This is a genomic window from Streptomyces sp. NPDC056734, assembly GCF_042790455.1.
Classification (GTDB): domain Bacteria; phylum Actinomycetota; class Actinomycetes; order Streptomycetales; family Streptomycetaceae; genus Streptomyces.
Genome location: NZ_JBHTZD010000009.1, coordinates 8,103 through 35,008, shown reverse-complemented (window position 1 = coordinate 35,008; position 26,906 = coordinate 8,103). Strand labels below are relative to the sequence as shown.

General features: G+C 70.8%; 18 protein-coding genes. 10 read left to right on the top strand and 8 right to left on the bottom strand.

Annotation, left to right across the window (positions count from 1 at the left end; translation table 11 throughout):
• Window positions 1–75: 75 nt before the first annotated feature.
• From ACFRFC_RS15435 to eccE, 3 genes are all read right to left on the bottom strand, one after another.
• Window positions 76–3,198, bottom strand: coding sequence for an SCO5717 family growth-regulating ATPase (locus tag ACFRFC_RS15435; RefSeq protein WP_382690070.1), 3,123 nt, complete (start codon window positions 3,196–3,198; stop codon window positions 76–78).
• Window positions 3,199–3,504: 306 nt separating this feature from the next.
• Window positions 3,505–4,353, bottom strand: a complete 849-nt coding sequence (locus ACFRFC_RS15430; protein WP_382690072.1) for a hypothetical protein — start codon at window positions 4,351–4,353, stop codon at window positions 3,505–3,507.
• Window positions 4,353–5,672, bottom strand: coding sequence for a type VII secretion protein EccE (gene eccE, locus ACFRFC_RS15425; protein WP_382690074.1), 1,320 nt, complete (start codon window positions 5,670–5,672; stop codon window positions 4,353–4,355). The genes ACFRFC_RS15430 and eccE overlap by 1 nt, the downstream gene beginning before the upstream one ends.
• 216 nt (window positions 5,673–5,888) lie before the next feature.
• On the opposite strand from eccE, the gene eccB reads away from it, so the two are divergent.
• Window positions 5,889–7,418: a type VII secretion protein EccB gene (gene eccB / locus ACFRFC_RS15420; protein ID WP_382690077.1), complete on the top strand. Its 1,530-nt coding sequence runs from the start codon at window positions 5,889–5,891 to the stop codon at window positions 7,416–7,418.
• Window positions 7,419–7,492: 74 nt separating this feature from the next.
• Window positions 7,493–8,779 (top strand): type VII secretion-associated serine protease mycosin, encoded by a 1,287-nt coding sequence (gene mycP, locus ACFRFC_RS15415; RefSeq protein ID WP_382690079.1) that lies wholly within the window; start codon window positions 7,493–7,495, stop codon window positions 8,777–8,779.
• A gap of 9 nt (window positions 8,780–8,788) precedes the next feature.
• On the opposite strand, the gene ACFRFC_RS15410 is transcribed toward mycP, so the two are convergent.
• From ACFRFC_RS15410 to ACFRFC_RS15400, 3 genes are all read right to left on the bottom strand, one after another.
• Window positions 8,789–9,334, bottom strand: coding sequence for a hypothetical protein (locus tag ACFRFC_RS15410; RefSeq protein ID WP_382690081.1), 546 nt, complete (start codon window positions 9,332–9,334; stop codon window positions 8,789–8,791).
• Window positions 9,335–9,422: 88 nt separating this feature from the next.
• Window positions 9,423–11,753 (bottom strand): hypothetical protein, encoded by a 2,331-nt coding sequence (locus ACFRFC_RS15405; protein WP_382690083.1) that lies wholly within the window; start codon window positions 11,751–11,753, stop codon window positions 9,423–9,425.
• 86 nt (window positions 11,754–11,839) lie between these two features.
• A complete protein-coding gene (locus tag ACFRFC_RS15400) occupies window positions 11,840–12,349 on the bottom strand; it encodes a hypothetical protein (RefSeq protein ID WP_382690085.1) in 510 nt (169 codons plus the stop codon).
• 445 nt (window positions 12,350–12,794) lie between these two features.
• On the opposite strand from ACFRFC_RS15400, the gene ACFRFC_RS15395 reads away from it, so the two are divergent.
• The 5 genes from ACFRFC_RS15395 to ACFRFC_RS15375 all read left to right on the top strand — a co-directional run bounded on the left by ACFRFC_RS15395 (window position 12,795) and on the right by ACFRFC_RS15375 (window position 17,130).
• Entirely contained in the window at window positions 12,795–13,199 is a 405-nt protein-coding gene (locus tag ACFRFC_RS15395; RefSeq protein ID WP_382690087.1) for a hypothetical protein, read from the top strand.
• Between the two features lie 2 nt (window positions 13,200–13,201).
• The gene (locus tag ACFRFC_RS15390; RefSeq protein ID WP_382690089.1) at window positions 13,202–15,046 is read left to right on the top strand and encodes a hypothetical protein; all 1,845 of its coding nucleotides are present in this window, start codon (window positions 13,202–13,204) and stop codon (window positions 15,044–15,046) included.
• Between the two features lie 99 nt (window positions 15,047–15,145).
• Window positions 15,146–16,342, top strand: coding sequence for a S8 family serine peptidase (locus ACFRFC_RS15385; RefSeq protein WP_382690091.1), 1,197 nt, complete (start codon window positions 15,146–15,148; stop codon window positions 16,340–16,342).
• 73 nt (window positions 16,343–16,415) lie between these two features.
• On the top strand, window positions 16,416–16,763 hold the full coding sequence (locus ACFRFC_RS15380; RefSeq protein ID WP_382690093.1) for a WXG100 family type VII secretion target: 348 nt from the start codon (window positions 16,416–16,418) through the stop codon (window positions 16,761–16,763).
• Between the two features lie 70 nt (window positions 16,764–16,833).
• Complete coding sequence (locus tag ACFRFC_RS15375; RefSeq protein WP_382690095.1) at window positions 16,834–17,130, top strand: WXG100 family type VII secretion target; 297 nt, start codon at window positions 16,834–16,836, stop codon at window positions 17,128–17,130.
• A gap of 158 nt (window positions 17,131–17,288) precedes the next feature.
• Here the strand turns inward: ACFRFC_RS15375 and eccCa are convergent, their stop codons facing one another.
• A complete protein-coding gene (eccCa, locus tag ACFRFC_RS15370; RefSeq protein WP_382690097.1) occupies window positions 17,289–21,275 on the bottom strand; it encodes a type VII secretion protein EccCa in 3,987 nt (1,328 codons plus the stop codon).
• A 362-nt stretch (window positions 21,276–21,637) separates the two neighbouring features.
• On the opposite strand from eccCa, the gene eccD reads away from it, so the two are divergent.
• A complete protein-coding gene (eccD, locus tag ACFRFC_RS15365; protein WP_382690099.1) occupies window positions 21,638–23,152 on the top strand; it encodes a type VII secretion integral membrane protein EccD in 1,515 nt (504 codons plus the stop codon).
• A 143-nt stretch (window positions 23,153–23,295) separates the two neighbouring features.
• Here eccD and ACFRFC_RS15360 read toward each other — a convergent pair whose 3' ends face one another.
• The gene (locus ACFRFC_RS15360; protein WP_382690101.1) at window positions 23,296–23,592 is read right to left on the bottom strand and encodes a DUF397 domain-containing protein; all 297 of its coding nucleotides are present in this window, start codon (window positions 23,590–23,592) and stop codon (window positions 23,296–23,298) included.
• 264 nt (window positions 23,593–23,856) lie between these two features.
• Between ACFRFC_RS15360 and rpsO the strand changes: the two genes are divergently transcribed.
• On the top strand, window positions 23,857–24,144 hold the full coding sequence (rpsO, locus tag ACFRFC_RS15355; protein WP_382690103.1) for a 30S ribosomal protein S15: 288 nt from the start codon (window positions 23,857–23,859) through the stop codon (window positions 24,142–24,144).
• A 449-nt stretch (window positions 24,145–24,593) separates the two neighbouring features.
• Window positions 24,594–26,834, top strand: a complete 2,241-nt coding sequence (locus tag ACFRFC_RS15350; protein WP_382690105.1) for a polyribonucleotide nucleotidyltransferase — start codon at window positions 24,594–24,596, stop codon at window positions 26,832–26,834.
• Window positions 26,835–26,906: the final 72 nt, after the last annotated feature.

Here is a 26,906-nt window from a genome sequence, read left to right as displayed (position 1 = left end):
GGAGGTGCGGGGCGAAGGGCGGCCGGTGCCTGGTGGGCATCGGCCGCCCTTCGCGTTTGTCGCTGCCGGGGTGGGTTACTGCTGTGGCGGCGGGGTCCGGCCCTGATCCTGGCCCTGGCCCTCGGGGTGGTGGGGCGGCTGGGCCCGGTGCGGGGGCTGGGGGTGGACCGGCTGGCTCTGTGGGGGGTAGGGCTGGGCGGGCAGGCCCGGGTGTCCGGGGTGGGCGTGGGGCTGTGCCGGGGGGTACGGGTGGCCAGGGTGGGCCGGGGGCTGGCCGCCGGGGTGGGCCTGCTGCTGGCCGGAGTATGGGGGCTGGGTCTGGCCGCCGTACGGGGTCGGCCCGCCGTACGGACCGGGCACCGGGGGTTGGCCGGGCATCGGCTGCCCCGGGAACTGCCGGCCCTGGACGGGCGGTTGGGGCTGACCTGGCACCGGCTGCCCGGGGTACGGCTGATCCGGCGTCGGCTGGCCCGGGTACGGCTGCCCCGGCACCGGCTGGCCCGGCATCGGGGGCGCCACCACGGGCGGCGGGTTGCCGTCGCTGGTCCACAGGCCGTGCATCTGCTGATGGCGTACGAAGTCCTCCGCGACCATCGCCGCCAGGTTGAAGTACGCCTCGCGCACCTTGGGCCGCATCATGTCGAGGTCGACCTCGGCACCGGCGGACAGATGCTCGTCGAAGGGCACCACGATCACTCCGCGGCAGCGCGTCTCGAAGTGCGCCACGATGTCCTCGACCTTGATCATCTTGCCGGTCTCGCGGACCCCGGAGATGACCGTGAGGGAGCGCGAGACCAGGTCCTGGTACCCGTGCGCCGACAGCCAGTCCAGTGTCGTACTGGCGCTGGACGCCCCGTCCACGGACGGCGTCGAGATGATGATGAGCTGGTCGGCGAGGTCGAGCACCCCGCGCATGGCGCTGTAGAGCAGACCGGTGCCGGAGTCGGTGAGGATGATCGGGTACTGGTTGCCCAGCACGTCGATCGCGCGGCGGTAGTCCTCGTCGTTGAAGGTCGTGGAGACGGCCGGGTCGACGTCGTTGGCGATGATCTCCAGCCCGGAGGGCGCCTGGGAGGTGAACCGCCGGATGTCCATGTACGAGTTGAGGTACGGGATCGCCTGGACCAGGTCCCGGATGGTGGCCCCGGTCTCGCGCCGGACCCGGCGGCCGAGCGTGCCCGCGTCCGGGTTGGCGTCGATCGCCAGGATCTTGTCCTGCCGCTCGGTGGCGAGGGTGGAGCCCAGCGCGGTGGTCGTCGTGGTCTTGCCGACACCGCCCTTCAGGCTGATCACCGCGATGCGGTAGCAGGACAGCACGGGTGTGCGGATCAGCCCGAGCTTGTGCTGCCGCTCGGCCTCCTCCTTCTTCCCGCCCAGCTTGAAACGCGACCCGCTGCCGGTCGGGCGGCTGCTCTTGGGCTTCTGCCGCCGGTTGTTGAGCAGCCGGTCCGAGGACAGCTCCACGGCCGCCGTGTAACCGAGCGGCGCCGCACCGGGGTTGGTCGGCTGCCGCTGATCGTGCTGGAGCGGCTGCGGCCAGGCGGTGCCGGTGCGGGGGTCGATAGGGGGGTGGGGGTGGGTCTGTGGGGGCTGTTGGGTTGGGGGGTGGTGCTGGCCGCCTTGGGGGTGAGGTTGCGGCTGCTGGCCTTGGGGGTGCGGGGGGTGCTGGGGGGGGATCGGTTGGGCCGGTTGTGCCGGTTGGATCGGCTGTGCCGGGGGCTGGGGGAAGCCGTATCCGCCCTGGGGGGTCGGGGAGACGGGCGGTTGCGGGAAGCCGTAACTGCCTTGGGGATCGGCGCCGACGGGGGCGGCCGGGACGCCGGGCTGCTGCGGGGGCTGAGGCTGCTGCGGGATGGGCGGCTGGGGTTGGGCCGGGTGCGCCGGGGGCTGGGGGAAGCCGTATCCGCCCTGGGGGGTCGGGGACACGGGCGGTTGCGGGAAGCCGTATCCGCTTTGGGGGTTGGGGGATACGGGCGGCTGGGGGAAGCCGTAACCGGCCGGCGGTTGTGGTTGCGGCTGGGGCTGGGCCGGAGGGGGCGGGGAGACCGGCTGTACTGGTTGTCCCGGCTGGACCGGCTGGACCGGCTGGACCGGCTGGTGTGGCTGCACCGGCCACTGGGCGGCCGGGATGGGCGACGAGGGCTGGTACGTCGGCGGCAGCGGCGGTACGCCGGTCGGTGGGGTCGGCGGGGGAGCCCAGGCGGGGGGCTGGCTCTGCGGAGGCTCGGGCGTGGCGGCGGGCTCGATGGCGGAACCGGTACTCGCGTCTGCGCCGGAGTCAGGGCCCTCGGAGTGGGCCGGGGTGTCCTTGGAGTCGCCGTCGGCCGGGGAGTCGGACGCGTCCGGCGTCTCCACGGCCTCGGGTGACTCGTCGTCGCCCGCGGAGTCCATGGCCGGGGATTCCTGCGCGGCCTCGGGCGGCTCGGCCTCGGTATCACCGGACGACGACGGTTCATCGCTGTCGCCGCCGCCTACCTCGGCCGTCGCCGTACCGGCGGCAGGCTCTTCCTCTTGCGCGGATGCCTCGGACGCCACAGAAGCCTCAGACGCCTCGGGCTCCTCGGCGGCGCTCTCACCGGACCCGCCCTCGGACCGAGCCTCCGCCCCCGCCGTCAGCTCCGCGAACTCGCGCTTCAGCGAGGCGGCGGAGAATTTCATCGTGGCGTTGCTCTCCAGATCCCCGTTGTCCGCCCCGGCGGTGGCCCCGGACGTCCAGGACTCCGGGAGCCCACCGGGCTGCGGCGTCTGCGGCACGAACCCACTGCCCTCCGGCAGCCGGGGCACGTCGACCGGCGGGGGAGGAGCGGTGAACGGCGTACCGGCGCCGGGCGTGTGCGCGGGCAGGGACGGCGGCAGGGACTGCGGCACGGGAGCCCCCGACAGCTCACCGGCCCCACCCGCCCCGGCAGCTCCAGCAGTGCCGACCGCCCTCGAAGTCCCCGTAGGGCTCGCAGGCCCCGCCACCCCGGCGATCCCACCCGCACCAGCATCCCCACCCGCGCCGACGCCCCCGCCGACCCCGGGCTGAGCCCCCGTCACGGGCTGAGCCCCGGTCCCGGACGCGTTCTGCGTGTACCAGGCGGGCGGTGCGTAGTCGATGGTGAACTCGCCCGTCATCTCCACCGAGGCATCCGTATCGGGCTGGTCATCGTCGGGCGACGCCCAGCCCCCGCGGATCCCGTCCCGATCGCTGCTCACAGTTCCTCCTGATGTGGTCGAGCACCCTCGTGCCGTGCCGGGGCGACCCTTGCTGTCGTCCGCATCACCGCGCGGTCCCCCCGGGGCGTGCCCGGAACGCGCGTCACCCGCCGACCGGGTGCCCGCGATGTGCCCCACCCCAGCCTAATCATGAAAAGGACGACCACGGCAGGCCCGCCCACCCCCGGGTGCGCGTTCGGCGCTTCCCGCGCCGCTCCCACCACGTACTGCCGCGACGGGCGGTGCTTCAACCCTGCCCCGGGAGGCGGCGCCCGTCCCGCTCACCGCACTTCGCCGGTGCGCCCCTCAATCCATCCGCCGGGCCACGCCCAGCAGTCCGATCTCCGCGTCCGTGGGCTGGGTCATTACGTACTGCCGGTCCCGTTCGGTGCACCACAGGGTGACTCCGTCGGCGAGGGTGGGCAGGGACTCGTACTCGGGGCGGGGCAGACCTATCACCCGGCCGATCTCGGTCGCCTCGTCCGGGGAGACCCGCTGCACGCCCACCAGCCGTGCCTGGCGCATCAACCGGGGTGCCACCGGGCTGAGATACGGCAGCAGGGTCAGCACCGACTGCCAGGGCGCCGACACCACCCGCCCGCGCGGCGGGCGCATCCCGCAGTCCCGGATCACCAGCACCGGCCCGCCCGCCGAGGCGCCCAGCGGCGGTACCCGGCCCACGTCGTGCACGGTCATCCCGGACTGGCCGCCGCCCACCGCCTGCACCACCTGCGTCCAGTGCGCCGCGCGGCCGGTCTCCACGGCGACCCGCGCGCCCGTGGCCGCCGCCCGCAGCGCCAGCACCTGGGCCGTCCACAGACCGCCGATGAGCAGGATGTCGTACGGCGTCGGGCGGTTCACGCCGAGGACCGCCGGCTGGCCCTCGGCGTTGACGCCGACCACGACACCGTCGTCCCCGATGGGCAGGGACAGCGCGTCGAGCTGGTCGGCGGTGAGCGAGTGCCGTGGGTGGCGGGGCCCGAGCAGCCCGAAGCCGGTGCGCAACCGCTCCGCGAGGCCGGGGCGCTGACCTTCTCCGCCGGGCCCGGCGGGGGACGTACGAGGCGATCCGGATGCCGTACGAGGCGTTCCGGGTGTCGTGCGGGACGAGCCGGGTGTCGTGCGGGACGACGCGGAAGAACCCGTCGTGGCCATCAGCGGGCACCTCCGAGCGGCAGGGTGGCGAGAACGCCGGGAAGCTGGTCACGGTCCAGCCGGGCCAGGCCGGTGCGCGACTGGCGGGCCGCGCGCTCCAGATCCCGGCGGGAGGTGGCCAGTTCGCTGCTGCTGCGGCCGGTGATCCGCACATGGCCGGTGACCGTGACATCCCGGTGCCCGCCGCCCGCCAGGGTCAGACTGAACGTCGTCGCCAGCGCGGGCACGGCCGTCAACTGGGCCACCAGCTGCGGCAGTCCGATGCCGTCCCCGCCCAGCGGGGGCCAGCGGCGCACCCAGTACGTGGTGTGCCGGCGGTTGTCGCACCGCCAGCTGCGGCTGGACTCCTCCGTGCGCCGCCGGGGCGCGTCGCTCTGCCCGGCCTGCGCGGTGACCATCGGGTTGGCGCAGGCCGAGGTGGCGACGGCGGAGCTGATCTCCTCCTCCGTCAGCACATGGACCCGGAAACCCGCGCCGGTCAGCCGGCTCGACAGATGCTCCGCCGACCGCACCAGGCACTTCTGCGCCCCGATCAGCCCGCCGCCCCGCGCGGCCACCGCCTCCGGGCACAGCTCGGGGTCCAGCTTCAGCGCGATCCACATGATGCGCACGGCCGGGGCGGCGGTCTGCGCCTGGAGCTGGGTGTAGTTGGTGACCACCACGGACTGCTGGGGCAGATGCGGCGCGGGGGCGGGCTGGGTGTGCACCACGATCTGCGCGGACTCCAGCCGGATGCCGTCGACGTCGAGGACATCGCGCACCAGCGCGACGGGCAGCGGTCTGCGACCGCGCTCCGCGCGCAACGCGCCCGCGTCCGCCTCCACTTGGAGCAGCGCGGTGACGAAGCCGCCGTCGCCCACCATGCCCACGGGCGGCCGGTCCTCGCCCCGGCCGAAGCTGTAGGTACGCAGGGTCGGGTCGCACTCGACCGCGGGCGCGAGACCGGCGTCCGTGCCCGGCGGGACCGTGCTGTCGGCCGCGCGGCGGCGCCGGGCCCGCAGCGCCTGCACGCCGCCCAGCCACTCGGGCAGGGAGCGCCCCCGGCGCCGTACCAGAGCCAGCGCGAGCAGCAGCGCGGCGGCGATGGCGGCCGGGATCATCGCGTACATGTCGATGAGCCAGCCGCACACCACCAGTGCGGCGGCCAGTTCCAGCAGCACCAGACGCTGTACGGCGAACGAACCGCCGCGGCCCGAACGGGACCGCGGCTGCGGTGTGACGGCGCTGCCGCCGGCCGTCGCCGTGGACGGTGGGGCGGTGCCGCCGCCCGATGCTGCGCCCGGTTGCGATCGCGACCGGGTCCGCCGTGCGGAAGCCATCACTGCAAAACCCCCGAAGTATCCCGAAATCCCTCGCGCCCAGGTCCTTTCCAGCTCTGGGCACCCTACCCATGGCGCACGTACGGCCACGCAACAGGCATAGTAGGGGCCGGGTCTGACAACCGAGGCACCAGAAGGCACCAGAGTCAACCGAGGGCGGGGGAACGGCTCTTCACGGGTCCCCCATGGCTCCGCACGGGGAGTGAGCGGACACAGATGGCATCACGGCGCGATGAACTCAACGCCTACACCTTCGCGAAGCGCCGCACCTTGGCGTCGTTCCTGCGGCCCTCGCCGTCGGGCTCCGAGGAGGGGGCGCCGAAGCCCCTGAGCGCGGTCTGGCCGGGCGTGGTGGTGGGGATCGTGATCCTGGCGGTGTTCGGGGCGATCGGCCTGTTCAGCCCGACCGCGCCCAGTGGCTGGGACACTCCCGGCGCCCATGTCATCGTGGCGAGCGACTCGACGACGCGGTACGTGGTCCTGGAGACGGGCGGCGACAGCCAGCTCCACCCGGTGCTCAACATGGCCTCCGCCAAGCTGCTCCTCGACCCGGACCAGGACAGCGTCATCACGGTGGACGAGGAGGTCCTGGACAGCGGTGAGCCGCCGCACGGCGCCACCATCGGCATCCCCTACGCCCCCGACCGGCTGCCGTCGGCCGAGGAGGCGGAGGAGGCCAAGCGCTGGGCGGTGTGCGAGAGTCCCGCCGAGGGCGGCCGGACCATCCAGAAGGCGGCGTTCGTGCTCGCCGAGAAGGAATGGGCCAGGACCGAGGGCGACAGCCGGCTCGCGGGCGGCGATCTGATGTACGTCGTCGGCCAGAGCGGCGAGACGCCGTACGTGGTCGACGCGGGCGGCGCCGCGTACGAGATCGGGGACCCGGCGGACAGCGAACTCCTCAAGGCCCTCGACACCCAGGGCCGCGACCCGCAGCGCGTCTCCCAGGAGTGGCTCGACACCCTGCACGAGGGCGACCCGCTGGCCATCCCGGACATCGAGGGCACACCCGGCGAGCCCGCCGACGCCTTCGCCGACGCCGCCCTCGACGACCTGGACAAGGTCGGCATGGTCATCCGGGCGTTCGAGGGCCAGCGGATGCAGTACTACGTCGTCCAGCCCGGCGAGGTCGCCCGGATCTCCGAGTTCACCGCCACCCTGCTGCTCAACAGCAGCGCCCTGCTCGCCGTCGGCCAGGCGGGCGAGGCCCAGCAGGTCAGCCCGGGCGCGGTGGCCGACAGCACGGCGTTCGAGGGCGAGCGCGACTGGCCGCAGTACCGGCCGCGCATGGTCAACGACACGGCGTCCGCCACGGGCCGCGACACGGTCTGCAACGTCCTGCGCTCGGTGGACGCGGACAGCGGCGCCACGACCCTCTCCACCTGGGCCGGCACCGACTTCCCCGCCCAGCTGCCCACCGGCTCCTCCAGCGCGTACGTCACACCCGGGTCCGGCCAGCTCTACCGCCAGTTCCAGGGCACCGAGACCGGCGCGGGCAGCCTCTTCCTGGTCACCGACACCGGGCTGCGCTACGCGATGCAGTCCAACAGCGACAGCGCCACCGACGACCAGGGCATCGGCAGCTCCGAGGAACAGCGCGAGCAGGCGCTGAACGAGGCCGAGATCGCCCAGACCAGGCTCGGCTACGAGAAGGTCGCCCCGGCCCCGATCCCCGCGCAGTGGTCGACGTTCCTGCCGACGGGCCCGCGCCTGTCGGAGGCGGCGGCACGCCAGCCGCAGGGTTCGTGAACGTGCGGAGGCGGAGTCCGGTGAGTGGGATGCGGAGGCGGAGTCCGGTGAGCGGGCGGTGGGGGAGCGGACGGATGCGGAACACGAGCGAGACGGTGAAGGGCGAGCGGGCGGGGGGCCGGCGCGCGGCCGCCCTCCTCGCCGCCACGGCCTGCACGGCGACCACGGTGCTGGCCCTGCCCGCCCCCACCGCGCGGGCGGACGACAGCGGCCAGTGCACCTTCCCGTCGGAGCAGTACGAGGGCCGTCCCTGGGCCCTGCAACGCGTCAACCTGGACGAGCTGTGGGCACAGTCGACCGGCGAGGGCGTGCAGGTGGCGGTGATCGACACGGGCGTGGACATCAAGAACCCGCAGCTCAAGGAGGCGGTGGACGCGTCGAAAGGGCGAAGCGTCCTGCCGCCCCAGGACGCCGAGGCCGATGAGGAGGAGAAGCTGGACTGGGGCGCCGCGAACGGCACCACGGACACGGTGGGCCACGGCACGCGCGTGGCGGGCATCATCGCCGCCCGCCCGGCCGAGGGCACCGGTTTCGTCGGCCTGGCCCCCGAGGCGACGATCATCCCGATCAAGCAGAACGACGCCGAGGGCAACGGCACGGCGAGCACCCTGGCCGACGCGATCCGCCACGCCGTCGCCGAAGGCGCCGACGTCATCAACATCTCCCAGGACACGGCGAACGCGGTACGCCCCGACGAGGCCCTCGAAGAGGCCGTCCAGGCCGCGCTGAGCGAGAACGTCGTGGTCGTCGCCTCGGCCGGCAACGACGGCCTCGGCGGCGATGTGCAGATCACCTACCCGGCGTCGTACGAGGGTGTCCTGGCGGTCGCCGCCTCCGACCGCAACAACGAACGCGCCCCCTTCTCCCAGTCCGGCGAGTTCGTCGGCGTGGCGGCCCCAGGCGTCGACATGATCTCCACGGTCCCCGGCGACGGCCACTGCTCCGACAACGGCACCAGCTTCTCGGCCCCGTACGTGGCCGGCGTGGCGGCCCTGCTCAAGGCGAAGTACCCGCAGTGGACGGCCCAGCAGGTGGTCGCCCAGATCGAACAGACCGCGGAACGCACCATCCCCGGCCACGACCGCCTGGTCGGCTGGGGTGTGGTGGATCCCCTGAAGGCCCTGACAGACGTCGACCCCGCGAACCCGGTCGACACCCCCCAGCCGGACACCCCCATCGCCGCAGGCGAGGCCCCATCGGTGTCCCCGGTCCACTTCGGAGAATCCCCGGACGAACGCAATACCCGCCTCGGCACGTATGTGGTGGTGGGCGGTCTGGTGCTGGTGGCGGGGTTGACGGGGGCGGGGGTGGCTGTTCGGGACTCTCGGGGGAGGCGGCGGGGGCGGGATTCCGCGTCGTGACGCATGCCGTCACTGGCAGATGCCGGAGTCCCCGGGCTCCTCAACGGCCCGACTGTAGGCCGCGACGAGTTTCGTGACGGCTTCCTCGTCGCTGATGCCGTCTCCGTAGACCTGAATCGAGGTGAAGAGGGTCTGATCGGGGTGCTCGGTGCTCGAACAGGACGCCACTCGTTGCAAGGCCCCCGTGTCGGACGTGAGCAGAGATGCGTCATCGCCGAGCACGGCCGATTCAAGTTCCGGAACAGACCTGGCGACTGCGGCGATGGAGTCGCCGGGCTTTTCCCACCACATCTGACTGACGATCAGAGCTAGCTCACCGTCGATGTCCACCTGACAGCGCGTACGAGTAGACCCGGGCTTTCTCTCGTTGACATCGATCGAATCACCGCCTGGCAGTAGCGAAGCGACCAACTCCGGATCCACTTCAACTCCGCACAGCGCCGTGGGAGCGTCGTACGCCTTCTCTTCGCTCGGCTCCTCGCCGCCTGAACAGGCGACCAAGGCGCAGAAGGCCGAAATCGATACCGAAATCTTCGCGAACCGTCGGACGACCAACTGGGTGCCTCTTCCTTCTTCATGGCAGAGGCCGACGCGACCCTGGAACTGGCCCGAGGCGCCGACCTTTGCGGTAGACGGCGGGGGTTCAGATCTCCGTGAGGAGTTCCGGGGCGACGCGCTCCATGTATTCCCCAGCGGCCAGGAAGCCTCTAGGTGACTCAGTCTCAGCCCAGGTCCCGACGGCATTGGGGTCCGGATACTCGTGGGCTCGCGCAGCCTCCGTAGCGGCTCGGGTCGTGTACGACATATTGCTGTCCTGGCCGTTCTCCCAGTTCTCGCCCATTGTGGGACCGGCATCCTCTGCTGCGTTTCCTTCGGCGCCGCTGAACAACTCCTCCAGGACCATGCTCGTTACGGTTCCAGTAGCACCGGCAACGCCGGCACCGACCACGGGAGATGCGATGAACGACGCGCCAATCCCAACGCCCAACCCGATCGTTCCCGACGCAAAGTTCTTCCACTGAGAAACCGACTGGTCGTAGGCCGCATCACTTTCCACTGCACCGGACGCGACGGCCTGGTTACGCCCCATGGCCAGCGTCCCGGAAGTTTCACCTGACTGATAGGCGATTGCCCTCACGGTGAGTTCTCGATCGCTGTCCGGACGCTGGTTCGCTGGTAGTTCTGGATCGAGATGGTAGTCCATCAGATTGGCCATGTATTCAGTCTGGGCCACTTCGACCGCCGCATATCCCTCGGGATTCTGTCCGATGGTGAAGAGGAAGCGCGAGACATCACGGTGGTTCAGTTCTGCCGCGGAACCGGCGATGGGGAACAGGTTCTGGGCGCGCTCCCAGCGCTCCTGTCCTGTTAGGTCGTCACTGTCCGGGTTCTGGTCCACGTCCGTCGCCGCGCGATTGATGTCGGGCAGGTATTCGGCCGCGATCTGCCCCATGCTGTCTGACATGTAGCTGTCCTCGGTGAGTCGCGTACTGTCGTCCGCGATGGATGCCACCAGGCTCTCGAAGAGCCTGGTCTGCCCCTCGTTGTGCGCCGGCGTGTCCGCCGTAGGCATCTCCCCCGCCGGATGCCCCGTGGTGGCCGCCTCCAGCGCCAGCGCCAGATTGTTCTTCCCCGTGTTCAGTTCCTCGCCTGTCAGGCTGGTCTCCTGGGGCCAATTCCGTTCCTCGAAGAGGTACTGGAAGTTGGACAGGGTGAACGTGCCCTTCTTGTCGTCGCCGTCCGTGTCCCGTTCGAAGGGGTTGTCCGGGTCGTCCCGGGCGATGAACTCCTGGTTGAAGAAGGCCGTCGCGGCGTCAGGGCTGTTCGAAAGGCCCTTCAGGAAACCGGTGAACGGGTCCGAGCCGCTGTCCTCGCCGATCCGGTTCAGCCACGGGTCCATACCCGAGTACTCCCACGCCAGATTGGAGTGCTCGCCGTTGCCCGTCAGTTCACGCTCGGTGGCCATGAGCTTGGTGCCGTACTCACCGAGGAACCGGTCGTCGTAATCACCCGTCCGCATCAGGTTGCTCATCACCTGGAAGCCCATCGGGCTGCCGACCCCGCCGCCGACCGGCTTGTCGCCGATATCGATCATCGTGCGCTTCCATTCCGCCATCGCGGCGGAGTCGCTCTGCGTGGCGTTCGCCAGCGTCGTACCCAAGGAGCGCTGCAGATCGTCGAAACGGTCGAGGCGTTCCTGGCCCAGCTCGTAGTTCCCCCGGTAGGTATCGCTCACCCCGGCCCAGAATTCCAGCGTCTTCTCCGGCCCGAGCGCGGTCGCGAACCGTTCGGCGAACAGTTCGTCGTCCCCGTACTCCTCGAGCCCCCTCAAGAGCTGGTCGAATTCCTCCACGCTGAGATCCTGCGGGTCCTGCGCGGCCAGCCGCGCCAGAGTCTCGGCCTGCTTCAGAGCTTCCTGCGCCGCGTCCCGGTCCCCGTAACTGACATCGGAGAAACCCAACTCGCTCTGATCGGCAACGGCCTTCAGAACCTGCCGCGCCGAATCGTCGCTCTCCGTCGCCTGGTCCAGAATTCCCTGGATACGGTCCCGGAGACTGTTGATCTGGGTCTGGTTGTCATCGTTCTGCTGGGCCCCTGCCCCCGGCGGGCCACTGTTGGTGACCAGGAAGCCACCCTCGCTCCCGATGACCGTCAGCCCTTGATTCCGGCCGTCCTCGATGGCCTCCGTCAGCTGCCGGTGATAGTTCTTCAGCTCGCCGCGGGTGTCTTCGAGAATGCCGTGAATGGTCCTTGCCTGGATATGCGCGTCGGTGAACTCAACGGCCGTCTTGCCGATGAACTCCTTGGTCACCTGCGCGTTCACCCCGGCCCAGTCCGCGCTGTTGGCCTTCTGACGCAACTGTTCCTCGGCGTCCCGTTTCAGGGTTTCGAGATTGCTGACCAGCGTCGACCAGTCCGTCACCGCCTCGTCGAGCAGTGCGAAGCTGGCGTTGCGGAGACTGTCGAGATCCATGGGTGTTCGTCCCTAGCGGTGGTGGGGGCGTGAGAGAGGGGAGGTGAGGGGGCGAGGGCGGCGGGCGCCGCTCCTAATCCCCTCCCCTAATCCCCTCCCTCCGCCTCACTCGGCGTCCCGTACACCGGATTCGCCTCGCCCGGCTGTCCCACCCGCTCGTCGAAACCGGCGTCCAGCGTGGCGATGCTGCTCATCTGGCGCACGATGTAGTTCTCGTCACCGGCATGGATGTTCCTGGTGACCTGGAGATGGTTCGTGATCTGCGCGCAGGCGTCCATCAGCGACCTGAGCTGCTCCTCCCAGCGGTTCGACACATGCTGGAGGCCGTCACCCAGGGCGAAACCCTGTGTCGTCAGATTGCCGGCCGCCTTGTCGCTGCTCGGGACGGCGACCCGGGCCTTGTCCCACAGCTGGTTGTACAGCGTGTGCGCCGACCCGCTGATGTCGGTCAGCGAGGCGTTCGCGACCTTGAGGTCCCCGGCCCGGGAGGGCGCGCCGGTCGAACCGTCCCCGGCGTCCAGCTGGTTCAGCTGCATCCCCGTCGACTGCCGCTCGGCCGCCTCGGCCTTGAGCTGCTCCCACTCGTCCCACGCCATGGGCGATCCCCGTCCCCGTCATGCCTGGCCGCAGGCACGTACGCAGCGTGTGCGACCGCTAGCCCCGTGTTTTGGACGCGGGACAAATTAGCAGGGCACCCTGAGAAGCCTTTGCGGGAGAAAGGTTCTGTCGGGTATGTCCGGCGTGAAGGTTTGGGGGAGATGCACGGGCTGCCGCCCGTGCCGGAAGCAAACCGGCCAACCGGGCAATTCGCTGGGGGCGGCACCTGCTTGTAACTGAGTTAGTGCACGCGCCGGTTGGAGTCATTGAGGGTGTTGTCTACAGTGGTAAAGCCGTTGTTGGGTGCGGTTCTGTTTGCGATCGTGTGGCCGGTGACTGGTTCCGCCGGCGGGACGAGGCCGCAGCGACACAACGGGGAACACGGGTGGACGCAACGGGGAAACGGGGGCGAGGCACCATGCTGCTCGCAGAGGTGATGGACACGTGACGGACCTTCAGGTCGATGAGGCGTTGAGGGTGTTCGTCAGCCGGGTGGACGAGGTTCTGCGGGATCTGGAGCAGTCGGCCGGAAGCCCCACGAAGGTGGGCGGCCAGACGATCAACGCGTCGTCGCTGGGCAACGGCTCCTCGATCTTCAGCGAACCGACCGAGCTGTACACCCAGTACAACAGGGTGCACAACGAGCTGACGACCCTGTCCAAGACGCTGCATCTACAGATCGAGGCGTACGGGATCGCCGCCAAGGGGGCGGCTGACGGCTTCCAGAACCTCGAAGAGGAGCAGCGGCGGCGGTTCTGGGAGATCCAGCGGCAGATCCGGGAGCTGGGCCGCGACGACAGCACGGGCGGCCGTACGGAGACCAGTGACGACCGGAGCGGGGTGGCGTGACGATGTCGGACGAGCAGTACCAGGACGACCTGGAACGCGCCTCCGATCAGAACTCCTTCGCCGACCTTGCCCGCGCCTACGAGGAGCCGAGGGACGGGGGGCTTTTCACCCGTCTGGTCAGCGGGGCCACCAGGACCACGGTCGGGGCCACCAAACCGGGGCAGGCCGTGTTCGACAGCACGGACTTCGGCGGCACCAGCCTCGGCCTCAACCAACTGCGGGAGTTCATCGAGCAGGCGAACCCGGAGGACCTGGAGGGGTCGGGCAAGGCGCTGTGGGATGCCCGCGACGCGATCATGGCCGCGGCCAAGGACCTCGAAACGCACATCGGCACGGTCTCGTTCTCCTGGATGGGCGAAGCGGCCGGGGCGTTCACCACCTGGAGCAAGAATCTCCTCACCAGCACCAGAGAACTGAGCGTCTTCGCCGGAAGCGCCGGCGACGAGATCTCCGCCGCCGCGATCGGCCTGGCCTCGGTGCGCTCCTCCATGCCACCGCGCGACCCCGCCAACCGGAAGCGCCCCGAGCAGTACAGCGAGACCGAGAAGGCGGCCAACGAGGAGGAGTACGAGGACGCCGTCCGAGTGGAGCGGGACCGCCAGGAGGCCATCAACCAGATGAACCGCCTGGCCTCGTACTACTCCGTCTCCCATCAGCAGCTCCGGGATCTCGTTCCGCCGACGTTCAACAACCCTCCGACCGTGGACGTACCCCAGCCGCAGCGAGAGAGCGGTGTTCCGGAATCAGGGCCCGGTGAGAGCGTGCGTCAGACTCCCACCAGTACGTACACGCCCCCGGCGGAGGAGAACGCAGCGCGAACCGCTGCCGACGCGCCGGGTGCGACGAGCAGGCCCCCGGCCGAGGTCAACGCGCCGGTCGAGGTCAACGCAAGGGTCACCGACCCCGGCGAACCGGTCCGCACGGACATCAAGGAACCTCCCGTACGTACCAATATCGACGGCGTCGACACACTGACCCCACCCGCCACCACGACCACCACCGGCCCCGCCCAGCCTGCGACCGGCAACCCGCCCTCGAACAGCACCGGTCCGTTCGGCCCTTACGGGCCGGTCGGCAACAGTGCCGTCGGGCGGACTTCCGGTACGGCCGCCGGTGGGCGGACCTCCGGCACCTCCGGCTCGCGCACACCCCTGTCCGCCCAGGGCCGCCCGACCCCCGGCCCCCTCGGCACGGGCTCCGGGTCCGGGACCGCGCGCGGCTCCGGACCGGCCTCCCAGGGGCTGTTCGGCCGCCCCGGTCAGCCCGGGGCGACGGGACCCGCCTCCGGAGCCAGGGGGTCCTTCCCCATGGGCCAGGGCATCACGGGCGGCACACCCCGCCCCGGTGGTACGCCGTCGCAGCGCCCCGGCGCGGGCCCCGCGACCGGCGCCGGACGGGCCCATGGAGTGGTCGGGGGACAGCCGGCGAACACCGGCGGGACCGGCAACAACCGCAACGGGTCGAGGATCCCGCGCGGCACGGTCATCGGATCGAACCCGGTCGGCAACGCCCGCTCCGCACCCGCCGGCCAGCCCGGACAGCGCGGTGGCGTCTTCGGGGCACCACCCGCCACGAACCGTCCCGGCACAGGCACGAACCCGCTTGCTGGCCGGGGCACACCCCCGCCCGTCACCGGCAGTCCCTCGGCCCGGAACTCCGCCACCGGGGCCGAGCGCAACGGCATGACCCGCGGCGGTTCCGGACTCGTCCGCGCGCCCGCCACCAGGGGACGCCCCGACGACGAGAGGGACCAGCGGGGAACCCCACGTCCGGACCACGTGGTCGAGGACGAAGAGACCCACCTCCCGAACAGGCCGCGGCGCGATGTGCCGCCGGTCGTCAACTGAGCGCGAGCGAGGACTGAGAACACCATGACGTCAGGGACCAGCCGACGAGCCGAGCGGACCGTGTTCCTCCGGACACGGGGCACGGGACGAGTACGTACGGTGAGTGCGCTCGTCGGCGCCCTGGCCGCAGTCGGCGTCGGGCTCGCACCGGGGGCGACGGCGGTCGACACCCAGAACCCCTGGTACCTGGAAACCATGCAGGCCGAGCAGATGTGGCAGACCAGCACGGGGGAGGGCGTGACGGTCGCGGTCATCGACACCGGCGTGAATCCCGAGACCTCCTCCCTGAAGGGCCAGGTCCTGACCGACGAGGTGCCTGAGTCCGTCGCGTACGGAGCCACGGACGACTACAGCGGTCACGGTACGACGATGGCCGAACTGATCGCCGGAACGGGTGAAGGGGGCGGCATCCAGGGCCTGGCGCCCGGCGCCAAGATCCTCCCCATTCGTGTGGCGCTCGAAGGACTTGAGGTGGGACCGGAGTTCGAGAAGGCCCCCGAGCCCTCGGAGGCGCTGCGGGCGGCGGCCGACACCGACGCACAGATCATCAGCATGTCCTTCGGGGGCATGACGACCGACGAGGACGACGCGGCCGTCCGGTATGCCGCGTCCAAGGGCAAACTGCTGGTCTCCGCGCTCGGGAACGACGGATTCACCGACAGCCCGGCCGACACTCCCTACGTGATCGGTGCCGCGGCCGTCGATTCCTCCATCAAGGTGATCGAGGGCTCCCCCGAGGGGCAGTACGCGGACCTGGCGGCACCGGGCGCCGACACTCCGGGCTGGTGCGACGCCACCTTCCAGGCGTACTGCGCCAAGAACGGCTCCAGCTCCGCCACCGCCCTCACCTCCGCGTCCGCCGCCCTCATCTGGTCCGCGCACCCCGACTGGACGGTCAACCAGGTCACCCGGGCCCTCGTCGACACGGCGGGCCGTGACTGGCCCAAGGAGAAGCCGAGTTCCTACCTCGGATACGGCTTCGTACGTCCTCGTCTCGTGCTCGCGGAGCCCGACTACGACGCGGGCCCGGCGAATGTCGACCCGCTGGCCAAGGAGAACGGCGGCGATCTGCTGGCCAAGTCCGCCGAGCCGGCCGGGACCGAGGCATCGCCGTCCCCGTCGGGCTCGTCATCGGCCCCGCAGGAGGGGTCGAACGGCGGCACCTCCGCGGCGGGGCCGAGCGCTTCGGAGGCCGGCGACAGCAGCACCCTGTGGATCACCGTGGGCGCCGCGGCGGCGGTGATCGTGGTCGGCGGAGCGGGCTTCGCCGTCCTGCGCGCGCGGCGCACGAGGTGACAGTGCCCGGCCACTCCAGGGCGGCGCACGGCCACACCGAGAACAACAACACATAGAGAAAGGGCAGGTCACCATGGCTACCGACCAGAAACTCGAAGATGCCGCAGTAGTCCAGCTACAGAAGCAGATGGTGGAGAAGTACGAGGGCATCCGCAAGCGGGTGAGCAGCCTTCAGGGCGTCATCGACGGGCTGGAAGGCCAGTGGCAGGGCATCGGCCGTGCCGAGTTCGACCGGAAGCAGTACGAGATCAACGAGTCCCTCAAGGGCATCGGGAACATCCTCGCCGAGGTCATGGAGGCCATGACCACGGCACGCAACATCAAGGACACCAAGGAGGACGAGGTCCGCGCCTCCGTCAACCGGATCGATGTCAACCAGGGTGCGCCCACGGTCCAGTCGTCCGCCTTCAACTCCATGTGAGCGCCGTTCGGCACGGCGTCGGCCGGCCGCACGGCACCACCGCACCCACCACTGAGACGAGGGAGACAGCATGCGTAACAACGAGGGGCTTTCCGTCACTTATGACGGACTCGACATCGCCGCCACCACCATCGGCAACGAGGCCAAGCAGCTCGAACAGGACCTCCAGGAACTCCGGCAGATGGTCGAGCGGAGCCGCGAGTACTGGGCGGGCCAGGCCCAGGACCAGTTCGGCGAGAAGCTGCGCCGCTGGGACAAGGAGGCCAACGACATCCACACCGCGCTGATGGGCATCGGCCAGGTCGTCGGCCAGTCCGGCGGTACGTACATGGAGGGCGACCGCAAGGCCGCCAGCTACTTCATGTAGCCCTACGCAGGTAGGAGCACGGCGAACCGGCCTCCCGGAAGCCGGCGGTCAGGAGCAACTCCAGGGTGGGCGCGCGCGGGAGGCGCCCACCCTGTGGTGTGTCGGGGACGCCGGGGCAAGCGGACCTACGCCCCGCCGGTGTTCCGCGCGAGCGCGCCTCACCGCCCGGCCGCGTCCCCCGCGTCCCCCACGACCCCCACCTGAACCAGCGGCTTGCCCCGCTTGCGGGACACGAAGACGCCCCGCCCCGGCGGCATCGTCCGAGGGCGGATGCCGCCCAGCAGATCCCCTTCGCCGGGGTCGCCCGCGAGGACGACGCCCTGGGCGCCCAGTTCCTTCATCCGCTGGATGAACGGCTCGTAGCCCGCGCGTCCCGCGCCCGCCGTGGAGCGGGCGATGATGAAGCGGACGCCGACGTCACGGGCGAAGGGCAGCAGTTCGGTGAGACCCGACAGCGGGTTGCCGCTCGATGTCGACACGAGGTCGTAGTCGTCGATCACGATGTACACCGTCGGGCCGTGCCACCAGCTGCGGTCGCGCAGTTGCTCCGCGGTCACGTCGGCCGTCGGGGTGCGGCGCTGCATCAGGTCGGACAGGGCGTCCATGTGGTGCTGCATCTGGTTCGACATGGGGATGTACTCGGCGAGGTGCGAGGGCGGTGTCGCGCCCAGCAGGGAGCGGCGGTTGTCCACCACGAACAGCTTGCAGTCATTGCCGTCATAGCGCTTGGCCAGCTGGTTGACCAGCAGCTTCAGCAGGTTGGACTTGCCGGACTCGCTCTCGCCGTAGACGAGGAAGAACGGGTTGGTCTCGAAGTCGATGAACACCGGCTCCAGGTTGTCCTCGTCCAGCGCGAAGGCGATGCCGCGCTCCGGGAAGCGGTCGCCGGGCGGGAGCTGCGCGGCCGGGAACTCGCGCGGCAGCAGCCGCACCTTGGGCGCGCCCGGCAGCTGCCAGTGCCGGGTCACCTCGGCGGCCAGCGCCTGGGCCGCCTCCGCGAGGTCGGTGTCGGACGACAGGCCGTCGATGCGCGGCACCGCCGCCATGAAGTGCTGCTTCTGCGGGGTCTGGCCCCGGCCGGGCACGCCCGTCGGGACGTTCGCCGCCACCTTGCGGTCGAACTCCGAGTCCATGGGGTCGCCCAGGCGCAGCTCCAGGCGGTTCCCCAGGTGGTCCTTGAGGTTCGAGCGGACCTCCATCGACCGCGACGCCGTGAGGATCACATGGACGCCGTACCCCAGGCCCCGCGCCGCCATGTCCAGGACGAACGGCTCCAGCGTCTCGTAGTCCGTACGGAAGTTCCCCCAGCCGTCGATGACCAGGAACACATCGCCCCACGGCTGGTCCGTCACCTGGATGTCGCCCCGCGCGCGGCGGCTGCGGAACTCCGCGATGGAGGAGATGCCCGCCGTACGGAAGTACTCCTCGCGGCGGGTCAGGATGCCGTACACCTCGGCCGCCGTACGCCGGACCTTCTCCGGGTCCAGACGGGACGCCACACCGCCCACGTGCGGCAGCCCGGCGACCGCCGAGAGGCCGCCGCCACCGAAGTCCAGCCCGTAGAACTGCACCTCGTGCGGTGTGTGGGTGAGCGCGAAGGACGCGATGATCGAGCGCAGCAGCGTGGACTTGCCGGACTGGGGGCCGCCCAGGATCTGCATATGGCCGGCCGCGCCGCCGAAGTCCGCCCACAGCGGGTCGCGCCGCTGCTCGTACGGCTTGTCGACGAGGCCGACCGGGATGACCAGCCGCCCCGCGCCCTCGTACCCGGGCTGGGTCAGGCCGCGGCCCGGCACCGCCGCCAGGCCCGGCAGCAGCGAGTCCAGCGACGGCGGGCTGTCCAGCGGCGGCAGCCACACCTGGTGGGCCGCCGGACCCTGCGCCTCCAGGCGGCGCACGATCACGTCCAGCACGGTGTCCGCGAGCGCGTCGTCGGTGCGCTCCGGCTCCTCCTCGCCGCGCTGCGGCGGCACCGCCACGAACCGCACCGGGACCTGCGCCGCCGTGAACAGCACCGGCCTGCGGTCCATCGGGAGCGGCCCGCCGTACGACGCCGCCTGCTGGGCGCTGGTGCGGTACACCCCGGAGACGTACGCCGCCTTGAAGCGCAGCATTTCGTCCGTACCGAACTTCAGGAAGCCCGAACCCGGCACGTTCGGCAGCTCATAGGCGTCCGGGACGCCGATCGCGGCACGCGACTCGGCCGCCGAGAACGTCCGCAGACCGATCCGGTACGACAGATACGTCTCCAGGCCGCGCAGCCGGCCCTCCTCCAGGCGCTGCGACGCCAGCAGCAGATGCACGCCCAGGGAGCGGCCGATGCGGCCGATCTGGACGAACATCTCGATGAAGTCCGGTTTCGCGGTGAGCAGTTCGCTGAACTCGTCGATGACCAGGACCAGGGAGGGCAGCGGCTGGAGCGGGGCGCCCGCCGCGCGGGCCTTCTCGTAGTCGTGGATGTTGGCGTAGTTGCCCGCGTCGCGGAGCATCTCCTGGCGGCGGTTCAGCTCACCGCGGATGGAGTCGCCCATGCGGTCGACGAGGGTCAGATCGTCCGCGAGGTTGGTGATGACCGCCGCCACATGCGGCATCTGGGCCATGCCCGCGAAGGTCGCGCCGCCCTTGAAGTCCGCGAGGACGAAGTTCAGGGTCTCCGAGGAGTGCGTCACGGCGAGACCGAGGACCAGCGTGCGCAGCAGCTCCGACTTGCCGGAACCGGTGGCGCCGACACACAGGCCGTGTGGGCCCATGCCCTCCTGGGCGGCCTCCTTGAGGTCCAGCATCACGGGCCGGCCGTCCTCGCCGACGCCGATCGGCACCCGCAGCCGCTCGGACTGCGAGCGCGGGCGCCAGGTACGCCGCGGCTCCACCGAGGCCGCGTCGCCCAGGTTCAGCAGATCGGTGAACTCCAGGTTCGCCAGCAGCGGTTCGTCGTCGTCCCCGCCCGAGGCCACCCGCAGCGGCGCCAGCTGCCGGGCCAGCGCCTCTGCGCCCTCGTAGGCCAGCACATCGGGCGCCCCCTCGTAGACCATCCCGTGCGCCGACTCCAGCCGCAGCTCGCGCGGGTGCACGACGATGGAGAGGTCGCCGCGCCCCGCGGTCAGCTCGCCCGGCACCACCTCCAGGACGGTGACGCCCTGGAGGCCCTCGGGAGCGGCCAGGAGCGAGGTCGGCGGCAGGGAGACGCCGTCGAGGACCACCACCACATGCGGCTGCTCGGGCACCGGCGAGCCGTCCGGGTGGAAGCGTGGGCGGCCCTGGAGCCGGGTACCGAGCAGCTCCTCCAGTTCCATCGGGTTGGTGGTGATCAGCCGCAGGCTCCCGGCGCCGTCCGCGGTGCCCCGTGACTGCGCGTGCGGCAGCCACTTGGTCCACTCCCACTCACCCGCCGCGTCCCGCGCGGTGGCCACCGCGATGACCAGGTCCTCGGGGGACTGCAAGGAGGCGAGCGAGGCGGTCACCGCGCGGGCGGCACCGCGCACCGTGCCGGGCTCCCCGCTGATCGTCACGTGGTAGAAGGCGCGCAGCGAGACCGCCATCGGCAGGCCCTCCACGGTGGAGTGGGTGGCCAGAAATCGCTGCATCGCGCCCGTGGTCAGCGGCTCCAGCTGGTCCACCGGCCCGCTCTGCGGCGGCAGCAGGGGAGTGGCCAGCGACTGCGGGCCGAGGCCGACCCGCACCTGGCCGAAGTCCTCGTCACCCGTGCGGCGTTCCCACACCCGGCTGCCCTCGGCGACCAGTGCCCACAGTTGCTCCGGCGAAGGGTGGAGGTAGTACTGGGCGTCCCGCTGGGCCTTCGCGGTGTGCTGCGCGTCCCGGCGGGTCTGGGACAGATAGCGGAGGTAGTCGCGGCGCAGATCGGCCATCTGGCCCTGATTGCCCCGCCGGTAGCGGATCAGCATCGCGACGCCCATGGCGATCGTGGAGGCGATCATCACCATGCCCATGATCTTCATGAAGGGCTGGGCCTGCGGGTTGAAGAAGAACACCACCGAACCGCCCATGCCGAGCATGGGCAGCAACTGCATCAGCGCGCCCTCCATCTGCCCGCGCGGCAGCTCCGGCGGCGGCTGGACCACGACCTCGCTCGTGGGCACTTCCTTCGGCAGCGCCCGCGGCGGGCGCTTGACGACGATGTGGCTCACTTCGCACCAATTCCCTTGCCGGCCCGATCCGTTCCGCCCGCCGCCCCGTGTCCGGCGAACGTCGATCGCGCAGCGCGATCCTACTGACACCCACTGACAACGGCGGGCGGTAGGGTGCCCGTGAGACACGTGAACAGTTGCGAATCGGACCGGGAAAACCGGGCAATCCGCAATGTTCGCGCCGCGCGCTCCCCGCCTGCTCCCGGGCCCGGCGGCGTACCGGACCGGTGAAGCGGGCGGCGCGGCACCACGTACGCAGAACGTACACAGGATCGCTACAGGCGGTCCCGCGCCCGGCCCCGCGCCCGGCGCCGGCCCGCCGCCAGCGATGCACACCATGACAGGGGGAACAACAGGTGAGCATGACGGCCTCCGCGCCGGCCGGCCGGACCGGCACAGCGGGCAGCGCGGCCCCGTCCGGGGCGGGCACGGGCACCGGCTTCGGCTTCTGCCGGGTCACCATCGTGGCGCCCGACAGCCGCATCGACGTGGCGCTGCCCGACGACGTCCCGGTCGCCGACCTCTACCCGGAGATCCTGCGCCTGTCGCAGCAGCGCCCCACCGAGGGCGCCCCGGTCGGCTACCACCTCGTCCGCCGGGACGGCACCGTCCTCGACGGCTCCCGCTCCTTCGCGGCCCAGCGCATCCTGGACGGCGAGCTGCTGACGCTGCGTCCGTTCGCCGAGTCGCTGCCGCCCGCCGTCCATGACGATGTCTCCGAGGCGGTGGCCTCCGCGGTCACCCAGGACCGCACCCTGTGGAGCGCAGATCTCACCCGCGCGGCCGGCCTCGTCGCCGGCGGCGTGCTGCCCGCGCTGCTCGCCTTCGTGGTCTGGAGTTCTGGGCTCGGCCACGACATGCACGGCCTCCAGGGCATCCTCGCCGCCGTCACCGGCATCCTCCTGGTCACCATCGCCTGCGTACGCGCGCGCGTGTACGACGATCGCGGTTCCGCCATCGCCCTGGGACTCGGCGCGCTCCCCAACCTGGCCGTCGCGGGCTCCGGGCTGCTGCCGCTCGCCGACGGACAGGGCATCGGACGGCTCCAGTTCCTGCTCGCGTGCGCGGCCGTGCTGGTCGCCGCCGTCGTGCTCACCCTGCTCTCGCCGGGCGGCGACGGCCCGTTCGTGGCGTTCGCCTTCGCCTCGGTGATCGGCCTGCTCACCACGTTCCTTGCGATGCTCACCCACCTGCGGCCCATCGAGACGGCGGCCGTCGGCGCCCCGCTCGCGGTCTGCGCGCTGGCCTTCCTGCCCGGAATGTCCATGCGCTTCGCCCGGCTCCCCATCGGCTTCGAACCACCCCACCCCGCCCGCGGCTACAGCACCGACGAGCCCGACGCCCCGGAGCCCGTCGACGCCGAGCGCATCGCCGCCCAGGCCCGCCGAGGCCATGAACTCCTCGTCGGACTCGTCGGCGGCTGCGCCCTGGTCACCGTCGGCGCGGCGATCGTGCTGAGCTTCTCCGGCGACCTGTGGGCCCAACTGCTCGCCCTGGCCACCGGCATCGCGATGCTCATGCGCGCGCAGCTCTTCCGCTACACCGCCCAGGTCGCCGCCACCCTCACCGCCGGGCTCGCCTGTCTCGTCTTCCTCGGCCTCGGGCTCGCCCTCGACCCGCCCGCCGAGTACCTGCGCGACGCGCTCGCCGGCGACACCACCGCGCTCGACATCCGCACCGTCTGGCTCGCCGCCGCCCTCGGCGCCGCCACCGCCCTGGTGACGGCGATCGGCCTGATCAGCCCACGCCGGGGCGTGACGCCCTTCTGGGGCCGCTTCATGGAGATCGCCGAGGCATTCGTCCTGCTCACCCTGGTGCCGCTGGCACTGGCGGTGTTCGACGTCTACGCGTCCGCGCGGTCGATGGCGGGGGACTGAGAGCGGCGCCTCTGATCGCCGTGGGGCGCCCGGCTGTCCCACGGCGGTCGTGATCGCTCTCCCTCACTGACACGGCCGCCAAAAACCGGAGGGGGAGGGCACGCGCGCGTGCCCTCCCCCTCCGGGATCGTCTCGATGAGCGCCTACTCCTGCGCAAGCCCCCCATTGTGCGGCGCCGGGGTCACATCGAACTCCCCGTCGCGCGCGCCCAGCACAAAGGCCCGCCACTCCGCCTCGGTGTAGCGCAGCACCGTGCCGGGATCCAGCGAGGACCGCATCGCGACGGCGCCGTCCGGCAGATAGGCGATCTCGACGCGCTCCTCGTCCTGCTCGGTGCCCGGCGCGCTGTGCCACTCCACGCCGGAGATGTCGAGCGCGTACAGCTCGTCCCGCTCCCGCTCCTTGCGCGCCTTGACGTCCTCGTGCACTTCCTCCGCCATGGCGAAGCGACCCCTTCCCGACGTGCGGACATTCCCACGGCTCACCCTAGTGGGCGTACGGCAGCCGTCGGCGGGGTTCGGCCACGGCGGTCGGGGGCGTCGCCGCCTGCTGGTACTCTGGCTGATGGCCGTGTGTGTACGCATCCCCGGAGCCCGCGCTCCGGAGGTCGCGCCCAGCGGACCCCGCCACCCGAGTTGTGGAAGCTTCCCCGAGAAAGAGACCGGGGGCACTCGGTGGCCTTTCACAGACTACGAGGAGTACGCGTGTCGCTCGACGCCGCTACGAAGAAGCAGATCATGGCCGAGTTCGGTACCAAGGAGGGCGACACCGGCTCCCCCGAGGTACAGGTCGCGATGCTGTCCCGGCGGATCTCGGACCTGACCGAGCACCTCAAGACCCACAAGCACGACCACCACTCCCGCCGGGGTCTGCTGATCCTGGTCGGTCAGCGCCGTCGCCTGCTTCAGTACCTGGCGAAGAAGGACATCGCCCGGTTCCGTACGCTGGTCGACCGCCTCGGCATCCGCCGCGGTGCGGCGGGCGCCAAGTAAGACGCCGCAGAAGGGAGCGGTTCCCAGGACCGGGGAGCCGCTCCCTTTTGCCGTACGTACGGTTTCGCGACCCCCGCGGAAGCCTTACCGTCCGTACCGGAGCTTCACCGTCCGTACGGAAACGTGCGTGTTGTCACTGCCGCTTTGTAGTGTGTTAGCACAACGTGTAGCAGTACCGAGCACGTCGGACGAAGCACCGCGTATGAACACAGCGTGATGTCCCGCACCCGCCCGGGTGGGCGACATCACGGGACGCATGAGACGAGACAAACGAACGAGGAGAAGCGCGCCTCGCCGCCGCCGGTCCTCGGTAGTGGCCCCCGGGGGCGACAACCCCGGGTGCTTCGATCGAAGACCGGCCCGCACCAGACGGAGCGCTTCTCCGCAGCCGTCCCCCTGCCATACGGGCGTGGAGGGACGAAAGACGACAAGTATCGGAGAAAACGCTAGTGGAGAACGAGACCCACTACGCCGAAGCCGTGATCGACAACGGCGTATTCGGCACCCGCACCATCCGCTTCGAGACGGGCCGGCTGGCCAAGCAGGCCGCCGGTTCCGCCGTGGCGTACCTGGACGACGACACCATGGTGCTGTCGGCCACCACCGCCTCCAAGAACCCCAAGGACCAGCTGGACTTCTTCCCGCTGACGGTCGACGTCGAGGAGCGGATGTACGCCGCGGGGAAGATCCCCGGCTCCTTCTTCCGCCGTGAGGGCCGGCCCTCCGAGGACGCGATCCTCACCTGCCGCCTCATCGACCGCCCGCTGCGCCCGTCCTTCAAGAAGGGCCTTCGCAACGAGATCCAGGTCGTCGCCACGATCATGGCGCTCAACCCCGACCACCTGTACGACGTCGTGGCGATCAACGCCGCCTCCGCGTCCACCCAGCTGGCCGGTCTGCCCTTCTCCGGCCCGATCGGCGGCGTCCGCGTCGCGCTGATCCGCGGCCAGTGGGTGGCGTTCCCGACCCACACCGAGCTGGAGGACGCCGTCTTCGACATGGTCGTCGCGGGCCGCGCCCTGGAGGACGGCGACGTCGCGATCATGATGGTCGAGGCCGAGGCCACCGACAAGACCATCAAGCTGATCGAGGGCGGCGCCGAGGCCCCGACCGAGGAGATCGTCGCCGCCGGTCTGGACGCCGCCAAGCCGTTCATCAAGGTCCTGTGCAAGGCCCAGGCCGACCTCGCCGCGAAGGCCGCCAAGCCGACCGGCGAGTTCCCGGTCTTCCTGGACTACCAGGACGACATCCTCGACGCCCTGTCCGGCGCCGTCCGCCCGGAGCTGGCCTCCGCGCTGACCATCGCCGGCAAGCAGGAGCGCGAGGCCGAGCTGGACCGCGTCAAGACGCTCGCCGCCGAGAAGCTCCTGCCGGAGTTCGAGGGCCGCGAGAAGGAGATCTCCGCCGCGTACCGCTCGCTCACCAAGCAGCTGGTCCGTGAGCGCGTGATCAAGGAGAAGAAGCGCATCGACGGCCGCGGTGTCACCGACATCCGCACCCTGGCCGCCGAGGTCGAGGCCATCCCGCGCGTGCACGGCTCCGCGGTGTTCGAGCGTGGCGAGACCCAGATCCTGGGCGTCACCACCCTCAACATGCTCCGCATGGAGCAGCAGCTGGACACCCTCTCCCCGGTGACCCGCAAGCGCTACATGCACAACTACAACTTCCCGCCGTACTCCGTCGGCGAGACCGGCCGCGTCGGCTCCCCCAAGCGCCGCGAGATCGGCCACGGCGCCCTCGCCGAGCGCGCCCTCGTGCCGGTCCTGCCGACGCGCGAGGAGTTCCCCTACGCGATCCGCCAGGTCTCCGAGGCGCTCAGCTCCAACGGCTCGACGTCCATGGGCTCGGTCTGCGCCTCCACCATGTCGCTGCTGAACGCCGGTGTGCCGCTCAAGGCCCCGGTCGCCGGCATCGCCATGGGCCTGATCTCCCAGGAGATCGACGGCGAGACGCACTACGTCACCCTCACCGACATCCTCGGTGCGGAGGACGCCTTCGGCGACATGGACTTCAAGGTCGCCGGCACCAAGGAGTTCGTCACCGCCCTCCAGCTCGACACCAAGCTCGACGGCATCCCGGCCTCCGTGCTCGCCGCCGCCCTCAAGCAGGCGCGCGACGCCCGGCTCCACATCCTCGACGTGATGATGGAGGCCATCGACCGGCCCGACGAGATGTCCCCGAACGCGCCGCGGATCATCACCGTGAAGATCCCGGTCGACAAGATCGGTGAGGTCATCGGCCCCAAGGGCAAGATGATCAACCAGATCCAGGAGGACACCGGCGCCGAGATCACCATCGAGGACGACGGCACCATCTACATCGGTGCCGCCGACGGCCCCTCCGCCGAGGCCGCCCGCTCCACGATCAACAGCATCGCCAACCCGACGATGCCGGAGGTCGGCGAGCGCTACCTCGGTACGGTCGTGAAGACCACCACCTTCGGTGCCTTCGTCTCCCTGCTCCCGGGCAAGGACGGCCTGCTGCACATCTCCCAGATCCGCAAGCTGGCCGGCGGCAAGCGCGTGGAGAACGTCGAGGACGTCCTCGGTGTGGGCCAGAAGGTCCAGGTCGAGATCGCCGAGATCGACTCGCGCGGCAAGCTCTCCCTGATCCCCGTGATCGAGGGCGAGGACAGCGCCGACAAGAAGGACGCCGTGTCCGACAGCGGCTCCGCCGCGGGCGACCAGTGACGGCTTCCCCTGGCTCCCAGGCGACGGCCCCCCCCACCCCCGAGGCGCCGGCCCTCGCCCCAACCCCAAACC

Bases quoted from the DNA above. Each gene is read 5' to 3' on its own strand.
- ACFRFC_RS15430 (WP_382690072.1), bottom strand. From the start codon at position 4,353: ATGGCCACGACGGGTTCTTCCGCGTCGTCCCGCACGACACCCGGCTCG.
- eccE (WP_382690074.1), bottom strand. From the start codon at position 5,672: ATGGCTTCCGCACGGCGGACCCGGTCGCGATCGCAACCGGGCGCAGCA.
- eccB (WP_382690077.1), top strand. From the start codon at position 5,889: ATGGCATCACGGCGCGATGAACTCAACGCCTACACCTTCGCGAAGCGC.
- mycP (WP_382690079.1), top strand. From the start codon at position 7,493: ATGCGGAACACGAGCGAGACGGTGAAGGGCGAGCGGGCGGGGGGCCGG.
- ACFRFC_RS15405 (WP_382690083.1), bottom strand. From the start codon at position 11,753: ATGGATCTCGACAGTCTCCGCAACGCCAGCTTCGCACTGCTCGACGAG.
- ACFRFC_RS15400 (WP_382690085.1), bottom strand. From the start codon at position 12,349: ATGGCGTGGGACGAGTGGGAGCAGCTCAAGGCCGAGGCGGCCGAGCGG.
- ACFRFC_RS15390 (WP_382690089.1), top strand. From the start codon at position 13,202: ATGTCGGACGAGCAGTACCAGGACGACCTGGAACGCGCCTCCGATCAG.
- ACFRFC_RS15380 (WP_382690093.1), top strand. From the start codon at position 16,416: ATGGCTACCGACCAGAAACTCGAAGATGCCGCAGTAGTCCAGCTACAG.
- ACFRFC_RS15375 (WP_382690095.1), top strand. From the start codon at position 16,834: ATGCGTAACAACGAGGGGCTTTCCGTCACTTATGACGGACTCGACATC.
- eccD (WP_382690099.1), top strand. From the start codon at position 21,638: ATGACGGCCTCCGCGCCGGCCGGCCGGACCGGCACAGCGGGCAGCGCG.
- ACFRFC_RS15360 (WP_382690101.1), bottom strand. From the start codon at position 23,592: ATGGCGGAGGAAGTGCACGAGGACGTCAAGGCGCGCAAGGAGCGGGAG.